8 protein-coding genes are annotated in these 13,763 nt (G+C 70.0%); 6 read left to right on the forward strand and 2 right to left on the reverse strand.

The genetic code is table 11. From position 1 onward, the window contains the following. Nucleotides 1-79: 79 nt before the first annotated feature. Entirely contained in the window at nt 80-901 is an 822-nt protein-coding gene (locus ACZ67T_RS29050; protein ID WP_469987955.1) for an IclR family transcriptional regulator, read from the reverse strand. Between the two features lie 143 nt (nt 902-1,044). Between ACZ67T_RS29050 and ACZ67T_RS29055 the strand changes: the two genes are divergently transcribed. From ACZ67T_RS29055 to ACZ67T_RS29080, 6 genes are all read left to right on the forward strand, one after another. After that, complete coding sequence (locus tag ACZ67T_RS29055) at nt 1,045-1,992, forward strand: 5-dehydro-4-deoxyglucarate dehydratase (protein ID WP_469987956.1); 948 nt, start codon at nt 1,045-1,047, stop codon at nt 1,990-1,992. Next, nucleotides 1,989-3,281 (forward strand): glucarate dehydratase family protein, encoded by a 1,293-nt coding sequence (locus tag ACZ67T_RS29060; protein WP_469987957.1) that lies wholly within the window; start codon nt 1,989-1,991, stop codon nt 3,279-3,281. Before ACZ67T_RS29055 ends, ACZ67T_RS29060 begins: the two co-directional genes overlap by 4 nt. A 144-nt stretch (nt 3,282-3,425) precedes the next feature. Beyond that, nucleotides 3,426-4,823 carry an MFS transporter gene (locus ACZ67T_RS29065; protein ID WP_469987958.1) on the forward strand — a complete coding sequence of 466 codons (1,398 nt, stop codon included), beginning with the start codon at nt 3,426-3,428 and terminating at the stop codon, nt 4,821-4,823. Between the two features lie 459 nt (nt 4,824-5,282). Next, entirely contained in the window at nt 5,283-8,123 is a 2,841-nt protein-coding gene (locus ACZ67T_RS29070) for a family 20 glycosylhydrolase (protein WP_469987959.1), read from the forward strand. Nucleotides 8,124-8,140: 17 nt separating this feature from the next. Next, on the forward strand, nt 8,141-10,405 hold the full coding sequence (locus tag ACZ67T_RS29075; RefSeq protein WP_469987960.1) for a right-handed parallel beta-helix repeat-containing protein: 2,265 nt from the start codon (nt 8,141-8,143) through the stop codon (nt 10,403-10,405). An 82-nt stretch (nt 10,406-10,487) separates the two neighbouring features. Next, a complete protein-coding gene (locus tag ACZ67T_RS29080) occupies nt 10,488-11,363 on the forward strand; it encodes a glycoside hydrolase family 16 protein (RefSeq protein ID WP_469987961.1) in 876 nt (291 codons plus the stop codon). A gap of 128 nt (nt 11,364-11,491) precedes the next feature. On the opposite strand, the gene ACZ67T_RS29085 is transcribed toward ACZ67T_RS29080, so the two are convergent. After that, nucleotides 11,492-13,759: a SpoIIE family protein phosphatase gene (locus ACZ67T_RS29085; protein WP_469987962.1), complete on the reverse strand. Its 2,268-nt coding sequence runs from the start codon at nt 13,757-13,759 to the stop codon at nt 11,492-11,494. Nucleotides 13,760-13,763: the final 4 nt, after the last annotated feature.

Consider the following 13,763-nt stretch of genomic DNA (forward strand, 5'->3'; position numbering starts at 1 on the left):
CGGTGACGGCATTGACCCGGGATAGTCATTGCCCTGGGCAGTCCACGAACCTCCGAAGCGCTCGTCGAGACCGGCGGGCTCAGCGCCAGTCGACTCCGCCCGGGCCCGTGCCCTGAGCCAGTCTTGCCTCGATCTCCTCGCGCACCTTCTGCATCACGGTCACGATCCGCCGTTCGCGCTCCTCGGTGAGCCGTGCCACCGGCACCGAGCAGCTGATCGCGTCCCGCGCCGGCGCTTCGTCGCTCACGCGCAGCGCGAAGCCGAATCCGACGATGCCGGTGACGCCCTCCTCGCGGTCGATCGAGTAGCCGCGGGCCCGGACCTGTGCGAGGTCGGCGACGAGCGCGGCCAGGGTGGTGTGGGTGCGTGGGGTCAGTGCCTCGTACGGTGCGTCGGGCAGTGCCGCGTCCGGGTGTTCGGCCAGTAGTGCCTTGCCGAGTGCGCCCGCGTGGGCGGGAAGCCAGCGACCCACTCGGCTGATGGTGCGCAGATATTCGTGCGACTCGCGGGTCGCGAGGTAGGCGATGTCCATGCCGTCGAGGCGGGCCAGATGGATGGTCTCACCCAGTTGCTCCGACGCGTCGTCCAGGTACGGGCGCACCACGCGGACCACAGGGTCGGTGTCCAGATAGGTGGTGCCGGTGAGGAGTGTGCGCAGGCCGATTCCGTAGAGCGAGCCGGTGGCGTCGGTACGCACCCAGCCGCGTGCGATCAGGGTCTGCAGCAGCGCGTACATGGAGCTGCGAGGGACGCCCAGCTCGGCGGCGAGTTCCTGCAGCCGGGCGGGCCGGTCGCCGCGGTCGGCGAGGAGTTCGAGCAGTTCGACCGTGCGTGCGGCCGACTTGACCTCGCGCACGCCGGACTCGGGCGGCCGGACCACGGGCTCAACAGATTCGGACATGGGTCGATCGTACGTACCGTCCCGACCTGCGTGTCCATGCCTGCACTTGATGCCGAATCGCTTGCTCGAACCCATTGACGGGGTGGGTTCCCGAGCCTACTGTCCATCCCCATGTGCGAACGTCATCTACATACGGAGACAGCATGGTGACTCGGACCCCCCTCGCCGGCACTGCGGCCCGGCTGCGCGACGGCATGGCCCAGGGCGTGCTGTCTTTCCCGCTCACCAGCTTCCACGCCGACGGATCGCTCGACCTCGACGGCTTTCGCGGCTATCTCGCCGGGCAACTGGAGACGAACCCCGGCGCGCTCTTCCCGGCCTGCGGCACGGGCGAGTTCAGCGCGCTCGACGAGGACGAGTACGGCCAGGTCGTCGCGACCGCGGTGGAGGTGACGGCGGGCCGCGTCCCGGTCGTGGCCGGGACCGGATACGGCTACGCCCAGGCGCTGCGCTTCGCCCGTATCGCCGAAGACGCCGGAGCCGACGCGCTCCTCGTCCTGCCGCACTACCTCAACAAGGCCCCGCAGGACGGGTTGGTCGAGCAACTCCGCCGGATCGCCGACCGCACCCGGCTGCCACTCATCGCCTACCAGCGCGACCACGTGACGTACGACGCGGAGACCGTGCGCCGGATCGCCGCGATCCCCGGCGTCATCGGCCTCAAGGACGGCCACAGCGACCTCGACCGGCTCCAGCGCAGCACCCTCGCCGCCCCCGACGGCTTCCTCTTCTTCAACGGCGCCCCGACCGCAGAGCTCCAGGCCCGCGCCTATGCGACGGTCGGCATCCCCGCCTACTCCTCAGCCGTCCACGCCTTCGCCCCGGAGATCGCCGACGCCTTCTTCCAGGCCCTGTCGGCAGGCGACAACAGCCGCGTCGACAAGCTGCTCGCCGACTTCTACGTGCCCTTCGTGGAGCTGCGAGACCGGCGGCCCGGGTATGCGGTGTCCCTGGTCAAGGCGGCGGCCCGACTGCGCGGCCGCCCCGTCGGACCGGTCCGTGCGCCCCTCACCGACCCGACCCCCTCGGACCTCGCCGACCTCGAAACACTGCTCACCACCGGCCTGAACCTCGTTGGAGCCGCCCGATGAACGACCTGACGATCACCGACGTCCGGCTGACCCCGATCCTCGTCGCCGACCCGCCGCTGCTCAACGCCCAGGGCGTGCACCAGCCGTACACCCCCCGCCTGATCATCGAAATCACCACCGCGGACGGGATCACCGGCCTCGGCGAGACCTACGGCGACACCAAGTACCTGGAGCTGGCCCGCCCCTACGCCGAGAAGCTGGTCGGCCGGTCCGTCGCGGACCTCAACGGCCTGTTCACCCTCGCGGACGAGGTCGCGGTGGCCGAGGAGCGGGTGACGAACCAGGTGGACGTGGGTGGCCTGCGAGGCGTCCAGACCGCGGACAAGCTGCGGTTGTCCGTCGTCTGCGGCTTCGAGGTCGCCTGCCTGGACGCGCTCGGCAAGGCACAGGGCCTGCCGGTTCACGCCCTGCTCGGCGGCAAGGTGCGCGACGCCGTCGAGTACAGCGGCTACCTCTTCTACAAGTGGGGCGAGCACCCGAAGGGCGTCGAATCCGAGGCGGACGACTGGGGCGAGGCCGTCGACCCGGCCGGCATCGTCGACCAGGCACGCAAGTTCACCGAGCGCTACGGCTTCCGCTCCTTCAAGCTCAAGGGCGGCGTGTTCGCGCCCGAGCAGGAGATCGCGGCGATACGCGCCCTCGCCGAGGCGTTCCCCTCGAGCCCGCTGCGACTCGATCCCAACGGTGCCTGGTCCGTCGAGACCTCCGTCAAGGTCATCGAGGAGCTGCAGGACGTCCTGGAGTACATGGAGGACCCCACTCTCGGTACGCCCAACATGGCCGCCGTCGCCGCCCGCACCGACGTGCCACTCGCCACCAACATGTGTGTGACGACCTTCGACGAGGTCAAGGAGGCGTTCACGCGCGACGCCGTCCAGGTCGTCCTGTCCGATCACCACTACTGGGGCGGCCTGCGCAACACCCGCGAACTCGCCGCCATATGCCGCACCTTCGGCGTCGGGGTGTCGATGCACTCCAACACCCACCTGGGCATCTCGCTCGCCGCGATGACACACGTGGCGTCCACCGTGCCGAACCTGCACCACGCCTGCGACTCGCACTACCCCTGGCAGTCCGAGGACGTGCTGAACGAACGGATCACCTTCACGGACGGCAAGGTGACCGTCTCCGACGCCCCGGGCCTCGGCGTCACCCTCGACCGCGACAGGCTCGCCGTCCTGCACCAGCGCTGGCTCGACGACGACGGCACGATGCGCGAACGCGACGACGCGGCCGCGATGCGCGTCGCCGCCCCGGCCTGGGAAGCCCCGCCCTTCCCCCGCTGGTGACACCAACTGCCTGACGGGAGACGGGAGTTCGTCCATCCCGGTTCCCGGCTCTGGTTGCGGGAGTTCTCCGCCGGGGAGTCCCCCTTTCCGGTCTCCGGCGACTCCCGCCCCCTGCCGTACCCCGCATCACGATCGGAGCCGCTCGTGTCCGCAGCACCCCAGAGCGTCGTCAACGGCGCCGTGCAGCACCCCCCGGCCGTCGAGTCCGCCATCAAGAAGATCTTCAAGCGCGTCATCCCGCTGTTCTTCATCATGTTCGTCGTGAACTACATGGACCGGGTCAACATCGGCTTCGCCAAAGACGAACTGAGCGCCGACACCGGTCTGTCGGCAGCCGCGTTCGGTGTCGGCGCGGGCATCTTCTTCATCGCATACGCGATCTTCGAAGTGCCCTCCAACATCCTCATGGAGCGATTCGGCGCACGGATCTGGCTCACCCGGATCATGATCAGCTGGGGGGTCGTGGCCACCGCCATGGCCTTCGTGAACAGCGCCGAGATGTTCTACGTGCTGCGCTTCCTCCTCGGCGTCGCGGAAGCGGGCTTCTTCCCCGCAGTCATCTACTACTTCTCCCGCTGGCTCCCCGACTCCCACCGCGGCCGCGCCACCTCCGTCTTCCTCATGGGCTCCGGCACGGCGACCGTCATCGTCGGCCCGATCTCCGGCGCGCTCATGGAGATGCACGGCCTCCTCGGTCACGCCGGCTGGCAGTGGATGTTCTTCATCGAGGGCCTCTTCTCGGTCGTCCTCGGCTTTGTCGTCCACCGCTTCCTGGACAACAGCATCGAGAGCGCCGACTGGCTCACCGACGAGGAGAAGCAGGGCCTCGTAGCCACGATCGACGCCGAACAGGCCGCCCGCGAAAGCAAGCGCGGCACCGCGAAGGTCTCCCGCTGGAAGCTGCTGGCCGACCCCCAGGTGCTGCTTTTCCTCTGGATCTACTTCGCGATCAACGTCGCCCTGTACGCGGTGACGTTCTGGCTCCCCTCGATCGTCGACGACATCGGCGGCCTCTCCGAGTTCCAGGTCGGCCTGCTCACCTCCGTCCCCTGGCTGTTCGCGATCGCCGCCGTCTGGGTCTCCGGCCGGGTCTCCGACCGCACGGGCAAGCGCCGCCCCCTGCTGATCACGCTGCTGCTCATCGGCAGCCTCGGCACGCTCCTCGCCGTCTACGTCTCGCCGTGGCTCGGCCTCGGCGCCCTCTGCATAGCCGCGGTCGGCTTCAAGCCGGCATCCCCCATCTTCTGGACCATTCCGCAGAACTACCTGGACGCCCGCGCCGCAGCCCCGGGCATCGCGCTCATCAACTCCATCGGCAACCTGGGCGGCTTCGTCGCCCCGACCGCCTTCGGCATCCTGGAGACCACGACGGGTTCCACCAAGGGCGGCCTGGTCGGCCTGACAGTGGTCGGAATTCTGGCCGCACTCAGCGTCCTTCTCGTACGAGGAGGCGGCAGGAACGACAGCGTGGGAGGCGGGGCGGTGGACTCGGCGGCCGACGCCTCGGCGGCATGTCCCCGCGATCACTCCGAGCCCGTTTAGTTCTCAGTCGCGGATGTCCTGGAGAAAGAGGTCCTGAGGGGTCTCGTGGCCCAACCCCCTTTCGAGGGCGGGCTCGAGGTGGGGTGCATCGCGAACAGCGGAATGGGCGGACCGGGGCGGCGAGTTGCGGCGGCAACTCGCACCCGACGTCTGAAGGGGTGCCGCCGGCTACTGCGAGGCCTGGTCGTCGGATCCTCGGGCGGGCGGTCACGTACTGCGCTCACGATCGGTCGGGTTCGCGATGGCGGGAGTCTCCGTGAGCTCGTGTCGCTGCCCGGTCAACTCCTGTCTCCGTCCGGCCTGTCCGATTGATCGGAGGTCTTGAGGAGGTTTCTCTGCCGTCGCTCTGGCGCTGCCGGGGCTGACTCAGTAACCTCCCCTCCAGTTCACGTGGTCTACACCACGAGCCTCGGAGGTGGCCAAGTGCCGCGCAGGGCAGGTCGGTTGATAAACGCGGCTGTGGCCGCACTCGCGGTCCTCGGGGCCCTGGCGGCCCCCGGTGGCGCCTCCGCGGCGGCTCCCGCGGAGGTCACCACCGCCCCCTCCGTGGTGCCGCCTCTGCAGAACTGGTCAGGCGGAAGCGGCCAGTTCACGCTCACTCGGCGGTCGCGGATCGTCGTTGACGGTGCGCCCGGTTCCCGGCTGGTCGCCGACGCGCGCACGTTCGCCGTGGACCTGGCCGCGCTGGGCGTCCGGCGACTGCCGGTCGTCGCCGGAGGCGCGGCGCGCAAGGGTGACGTCGAGGTCACCGCGCGGGACGGCGACGGTGAAGGGTTCGGGATCGAGGTGACCCGGGACTCGGTCCGCCTCTCCGGTGACGGCAATGCCGGTGCCTTCTATGCGGAGCAGTCGGTCGAGCAAATACTGAAGACCTCCGATGACCACGCCTCTCTCCCGGTTGGCGCCACCCGCGACATGCCTGCGCAGCGGACCCGGGGGCTCATGATCGACACCGCGCGCACGTACTGGTCGGTGGAGTCCATTCAGCAGACGATCCGCCAGCTGGCGTGGACGAAGTTCAATACCCTGCACTGGCACCTGACCGACTCGGAGTTCTTCCGGCTCGACCTGCCCGGCTACGAGGGGCTCGCGGCAGCGCAGTCGTACACCCCCGCCGATGTCCGCTCCGTGCAGGACTACGCGGCCCGCTACCACGTCACCGTGCTCCCGGAGTTCGACATCCCGGGGCACGCCACCGCGATGTCGAAGTACCGGCCGAGCCTGCGCTGGGACTGCGCCTCCATGAACGCGATCATCGACACCGCCCGGGTCGATCCCGGGTTCACCGTCGACATCACCAAGCCGCAGAACGTGGCCTGGCTCGACGGGATCGCCGAGAAGATCGTGGACCTCTTCGACTCACCGGTGATCCACCTCGGTGGTGACGAGACACCACGCGCCGCCACGCAGGACAAGTGTCCCGAACTCGCCGCGTACGCAAAGGCGCAGGGCTATTCCAAGACCCAGGACGTCTTCCTCGCGTACGAGAACCACCTCAACGCGCTCCTCGCCCGGCACGGCAAGAAGATGCAGATCTGGGGGTGGTGGCCGCAGGCCGGGGGAGCGGGCTCGGTCACCGTCGACAAGGACATCCGCGTCCAGGCGTGGCTGGGCGACGAGCAGACCTTCATCGACCAGGGCTACGACGTCGTGGTGAGCAACGAGTTCTCGCGCCTGTACGTCGTCCCCAAGGCCATGCCGGGCACGGCCAACGGCCAGTACATCCCGGACGACGACGCGCTCTACCGCACGTACGCGGTGAGTACCTCGGACCGGGTGCAGGGCCTTGAGATGGCGCAGTGGGGCGACCGCCAGTACACGGCGCCCGAGGCGTACTCCCTGTCCTATCTGCGGCGTCCGCTCCAGATCCTCGCCTCCACCGCGTGGGGCAGTCCGCGCAGGGAGAGCTACCTCGACTACGAGGAGATGGCGGACACCATCGGGACCGCTCCCGGTGTCGCCGAGCATGCGGACCCCGACGCGCGGCCGGTGGGCGCCACGGCGTACGGACCCGAAGGCGCTGCGAACGCCGCCGACGGCGACCCGGCGACCGCCTTCGCCGCGGACACCGAGGGGGCGGCCGTCGGCCTCGATCTCGGGGAACACGGCGCGGTGCGCCCGGCCGCCGCGCGGCTGCTGCCCCGGAGTGCATCGACGGCCGACCTGTCCTCGCTGGTCGGAGCCAGGATCGAGGGCTGCTCCGCCGGACCCGACAGCGGGTGCACGACGCTGACGAGCGTGGAGTGGACGCCGACCCGCGACTGGCAGACGCTGCCCGTGGACACCTCGCACACCTACCGGTGGGTGCGCCTCGTCGGCGCCGCGAAGGCCAAACCGGTCCTGGCCGAACTGGAGGTGCTCGCCGCCCCGCAGGACGTACACGTCACCGTGAGCGCGCCGAGCGACCTGTCGCAGGGCCACCGCAGCCTCGTCGAGGCAGAGGTGACGAACACGACCGGCCGGGCCCTGCCCCGCGTCGAGGTGCGCCTGACCGTGCGGCACGCCCGCGACAACACCGCCCTGGCGCGTGCGATTCCTGCGCAGCACGTGACCGTCCCGCCGCATCAGCGCCGCACCGTGCGGTTCACCGTCAGTCCCGACGAGGCCGCGCACGCGGGCCCCTACCGGTTCACGGCGACGGCCGACTTCGCCGTCAGTGAGGGAAGCCGAAGGGTGCGCGGCTCGGCACGGTCGGCCGTGCCGCCGCGGGACCTGACCGAGGCCTACGACAACATCGGCATCACGCGGGACGGCAACCCGCAGCCCGGTGACATCGACGGCGCGCAGTCGAGCCTGTCCGCCGTGGCCCTCGCGGCAGCGGGCGTCGAGCGGGGCCGCACGGTCTCGACGGACGGATTCACCTTCGCCCTGCCGTCGCCCACCGCCACCGACCGGGACAACGCCGTGGCCGACGGTCAGCGCATCCCCCTCGCCGGCCACGCGGCCCGCGTCGGGCTCCTGGTCACCGGGACGTACGGGACATCCGCCGGCATCACCGGCAAGGTCACGCTCGCCTACGCCGATGGCACCAGTTCCACCAGCGAGATCACCGTGCCCGACTGGGGCGCCACGACGATTCCGTCCACCACAGTGATCGCCGCCGACGCGGGAAAGGTCAACGGCAGCGGCCGCGCCCAGACCAGTCGTCCGGCGCGGTTGTACGCCGTCCACGTCGACGCCGACCACGCCAAGCGACTTGTCTCCGTCACCCTGCCCACCGCGTCGGGCCCGCTCGGCGCCAAGGCCCCGCTGATCCACGTGTTCGCCCTCGCCACCGACGACCGACAGGGGACCTCCTGATGTCGCACCGCTGCCTCATGTCAAGTCTGAGACGTACCAAGGCCGTTGCGCCCCTGGCCATCGCCGCGGCCTTCGCGGGCGTCCTGCTTCCCGCCGGCGCCGCCACAGCCGGTGAACCGCCCGCCGCCGTGCTGCACGCCGCCCCCGACGGCCGCGGCACCGCATGCTCGTCCGGGCACCCGTGTTCGGTGGAGGGCGCCAAGGAGCGGGTGCGGCATCTGCTTCCGTCGGGGCGGGCACGCGACGTCGTGGTGGAACTGGCCGACGGCACGTACCGCCTCGACAAGCCACTGGAGTTCGGGCCCGAGGACTCCGGCCGCGGTGCCCACCGGGTCACGTGGACGGCCGCCCACGGTGCGCGGCCGGTGCTCAGCGGGGCGCTCAAGGTCACACAGTGGACGCTGCGCGACAAGGACAAGAACATCTGGGAGGCCCCGCTGCCCAAGGGCCTCGACACCCGTCAGGTGTACGTCGACGGCACACGCGCGCCCATCTCCCAGGCGACCCCGGCCGAACTGAACCTGTCCTTCGCCGCGGCGAACGGTGGCTACACGACCGCACCAGCCACCTGGGGACAGGACCTGCTCGCCACCGTCGGCGCGGACGCACTGCGCAGGGTCGAGTTCGTCTACACCGGCGGCAACGGCCCCTGGACCCAGTCCCGCTGCCGCATCGAGTCGACACAGGCCTCAACTCTGCTGATGCAGCAGCCATGTTGGGGCAACGTCACGAAACGGCCGACGTTCACCCAGGCATCGGGCTCCCTGCCCTCGATGAAGGCGGGGACCCCGCCGACCCGCGTCGAGAACGCCTACCCCTTCCTGCATCCCGGACAGTGGTACGTGGACCAGGAGCGCGGCGTCCTCGACTACATCCCCGCCGCCGGTGCCGACGTCCACTCCCTCGACGTGGAAGTACCCCGCCTGAGCACGCTCGTGAAGGGCGCCGGCAGGCTCGACTCACCGGTGCGCAACCTCACCTTCTCCGGCCTCGACTTCGCGTACGCCACCTGGCTGGAGCCGAGCAGCCCCGCCGGATTCGCCGACGTACAGGACAACCTGCGACTCACCGGGGACGACCCCGCCCGGCCGCAGGGCACCTGCACCTTCGGTACGCCACCGGGCACCTGCCCGTTCGGGGCGCTCACCCGGGAACCCGGCAACGTGCACTTCACCGCCGCGCACGACATCGTCCTGCGCGGCAACACCTTCACCCACCTCGGCGCGGCCGGACTCGTCCTCGAACACGGCAGCCGCGACAACACCGTCGAAGGCAACACCTTCGCCGACATCTCCGGGAACGGCATCATCCTCGGCAGCACCACCGATCCGAACCCCTCCGACGCCGGCGCCGACGACCGTGAGATCAACTCGGGCAACACCCTGACGAACAACCTCATCCACCACGCCGGCGCCGACTACCCCAGTGCGGCCGGCATCACGCTCTTCTTCACCCAGCACACCCTCGTCACCCACAACGAACTGCGCGACCTGCCGTACACGGGCATCTCCGCAGGAGTCATCCAGGGCCACGTCGACAATGCCGCACACCCCGAGAACACCACCAACATCAACAGCGACAACACCATCAGCCACAACCTGATCCACCGCTACATGCAGGTCCTCAAGGACGGTGGCGCGGTGTACGTCGAAGGGCATCAGGGCCAGACCGTCAAGGCCGCCGACGGTTCGGTGGACCGGGCCGCGAGCATCGCGCACGGCCTGACCGTGTCGGGGAACGTCGCCTACGACCAGGGCAACGTCAACTTCACCTGGTACGACGACGCCGGCGCGCAGTGGCTGAACTGGACCGGAAATCTGGAGTGGGGCGCCAAGCAGGCGCAGGGCGGCTGCCAGACGACCGGCCACCTCGACTACGTCGGCAACGTCCAGTCCGGCCTGACCGGCGAGTTCCACTGCTCACCGCCCGTACCGGTGGACACCCGCATCGAAGGAAACCGGGCCATCCCCAGTGCGCCGGACGCCGCCGACCTGCCCGCCGACACCGTCGCACAGGCCGGGCTGACCGGCCGGTGGCAGCGCCTGACGACATCGACGGTGCCCGGCGTCGGCTACGCCCACAAGGCGACGGACGGCGGTGATGTCCTGGTGGCGGGCCATGGCTTCGGCCCCGGCACCCGGGTCGACTTCGACGGCGTGCCCGCCGCCGGGATCACTGTCCTGTCCAACGGTGTGCTGCACGCGGTACCCCCGTCAGGCACCGACCCGGTGCGGGTGACGGTGACCACGCACGCCGGCAGGGCCACCGCCGTGCTGTCGTGAGTGCCTCGCCGGCGTCGACTTCACGCAGAGACACCCCACACCGGGTGTGCACAGGGTCCAGAGCCGAAACTCAGGAGGACAGATGCACGACAACGGGATGTCACGCCGCAGCCTCTTGCGCACCGTGGGCGCTGCCGGGGCCGTCGCCGCAGTGCCGGGAACCCTTGCCTACGCCGCCGGACCTGCCGTCGCGAGCGCACGGCCGGCGCTGGTCGACCCGGCGACCCCGCTCGACGCGCAACCGCATGTCGGGCCCTCGGTGACACGGGCCGCGTCCACACTCGTCTTCAGCGACGAGTTCACCGGCAGCAGCGTGGACACCGGCAAGTGGAACGTCCTCGACGTCGACCGCGGCGACTACTGGTACAAGGCCTCCAACGTCCGGGTGACGAACAGTGCGCTCGCCATCGACATCAGCAACGTCGGCGACGGCACCTACGGCGGCGGCCGCATCGACAGCCAGGGCCGGTTCGACTTCACCTTCGGCACCATCGAGTACAGCATCCATGTCCCCCCGACACAGGGGCACTTGGCTGCCGCGTGGCTGCAGGCCAGCAACGGGGTGACCCCCGGTGGCGTGGTGGACGGCACGGCACGGGACGGCGCCGAGATCGACATCATGGAGACCTTCAGCACCTCCAGCCAGTACGGCGTCACCGTCCACTGGGACGGATACGGCGCCGACCACCAGCAGTCCGGCACCACCGTGAGCGCCCCGGGCCTGCACGACACCACCTGGTACCACACCGTCACACTCGACTGGACCTCCACCCGGATGACGTTCAGTTACGACGGCACCGTGGTCCGCACCATCACCGACCCGAACCTCATCAGCCAGGTCCGAGAGTTCCCCATCGCGTCCCACGAGGTCATCCCGTACGCCCAGGGCAACATCGAGGACGCACCGCTCGACTACACGTCCACCATGTACGTGGACTACATCCGCGTCTGGCAGTAGTCCCCACCGGCGAGAACGGACGGCAACCGGCAGCAAAGTGCCGCCGGATCCACGCGCAAGCCGGCACGGGCGGCCGCCTCCAGAGCCTGCTGGAGGCGGCCGCCCGTGCCGGCTGGTGGACAGCTGGTTCATCCGGCATCCGGCTCGGTGGACTGCGCGTCAAGGATGGCCCAGACGGTCTTGCCGTCGTCGCGGAAACGAACTCCCCAGCTCTTGGCGAGTGTTGCGCAGATGTGCAGTCCGCGTCCGCCTTCGTCCGTTGCCTTGGCGTGGCGGGGATAGGGGGCGGTGAGCGAGGCGTCGTCGATTTCGCACGTCAGTGTTTTCTCCCCTCTGATCAGGCGCAGGGCGATCGGGGGAGTGCCGTAGCGGATGGCGTTGGTGACCAGTTCACTGACGACCAGTTCGGCGGTGAACAGGTCGACGTCGAGGCCCCATTCCCGCAGTCGTGTCTGTGTCTGCTCCCGGGCCGGTCGGGCCGCCTGGAGTTCCGGCGGCACATCCCACTGGGCCACTTCGTCAGGGGCCAGGTGCCGGGTGCGTGCGACGAGCAGGACACGGTCAGGCGCCAGAAGGCGTTGGACGTCGTCGGCCATCTGCTGTGGTCCGTGATCCGGATGTGAGAGGGCGGCGGCCAGGCTGCGGCGCGTGGGGCCTTGCTCGCGGGTGGCCGCCGGGGAAGCGAGGCAGACCGTGCTTCCCTCAGGCAGGACGAGGCTGGTGGAGGCGAACGGGGGGCCTTCCTCTCCCAGGAGTGGGCCTTCCTGCAGGGGGGCGGTGTCCACGGTGCCGTCCGGGCGCACGACCGTGAACATCGAGCGGCCGGCCCGTGCGGCGTCGAGCCGTCCGCTGACGGGGTCGTAGACGGCGATGGTGCAGTGCACGGTGGGCTTGTCGATGCTGCCCTGCGCGCTCTTCTGCTCGCGGGCGAGCCGCAGGACGGTGGAGTGCAGCCGGGCCAGGAGTTCGTGCGGGTCCAGGTCCAGCGTGGTCAGGGCCTGGACAGCGGTCCGGAGCCGGCTCATGGTGGCGACCGCGCTCAGACCCGGGTGCTCGACCTGCCCCACCACCAGCGCGACGCGGGCGCCGGGCAGGGGCAGAGCGTCGAACCACGATCCGGCGCCGCTGCCGCCCGCGCGGTGGCGCTGGGCGATCTCGGCGGCCCGCTGGGTCTGCCGTTCCTGCCCGATGGGCCAGCTCTGCAGCGCGGTCATGACGATGTGCTCGCGGGTGAAGCGCAGCGCGTTCTCCAGACTGCTCGCGGCGCGCGTGGCGATGCCCTTCGCCAGGTCCACGTCCCCGGCAGTGAACTGCTCCCTGCCGCGCTCGCGCTCGAAGACGACAGCCCCGAAGATCTGGCCCCGAGCCGACAGCGGCGCCACAAGCGGCGGGCCGTACGGAGTGCTGTCCGGGCCGGCGCCCTCCGATTCGCGTTCCGGCAGGATGGCCACCGACGACGGCAGCGTCGGGCCGAACAGTGCGGGCAGCAGAGCCGAACCCGTCGCCGGTGGCGGGTGGTCGGCCCGGGTACTGCCCGCCGCGGCGCAGCGCAGCAGCAACTCGCCGTTGTGAGCCGAGAGTTCCGGTGCTTTGCCCTGTAGCACGGCGTCGGTGAGTGCCACCACTGCACTGTCGGCGAAGTCCGGCACCGTGACGTCCACCAGCTCGCGGGCCGTGCGCTCCACGTCGAGAGTGCGCCCGATCTGTTCGCGGGCCCGGTGCAGCAGGCGCAGACGGGACTGGGCGCGCTCTCGCGCGGTCACGTCCGTCGCCGTCGCCACGAGTCCCATGGTGCGGCCCGCCCGGTTGCGCACGCGGTGGACCGAGACCGAGAAGACGTGCTCATGCCTCGGGTCGGCGGGTGGCCGGCTCCGCATCAGAACGTCACGTGCGGGACGTCCCGTGTCGAGGACCTGACGGAGCATGTTCTCGTCGATCTGCACACCCATGGAGGCGTATGCCTCCGTGGCGGGGAGACCGATGACGCTTTCCATGGGGACGCCGCGCATCCCGATGGCAGCAGGGTTGACCCGAAGGACCCGCAGCTGTGGGTCGACGAAGTGCAGACCGATATCCGCCTCGGTGAACACGGCGTCCAGAATCGCCTCACCCAGCTCGGGCAGGTCCTCGCCCCCGACGCTGCCTTCCCCTCCTTCTCCGCCGTCGTCCTGGTCCCGGTCCTGCCACACCCCCCAGGTCCGTTCGGGTGACTCCGGCGCCAGCGGCACGATGCGCCAGGACCGTTCCCGGGCCGTCGTGGCACTGACGACGTCGAACACACTGCGGCCCAGGACGTGAGCCGCCGGACGGCCGAAGAGGTGTTCCGCCGCGACGCTCCACTCCACGATCTGGCCATGAGCATCCACAGTGAGGAGAGGCTCATCGTGAGCGGGCATCGGC

This window comes from Streptomyces sp. NPDC107517 (genome assembly GCF_055582645.1).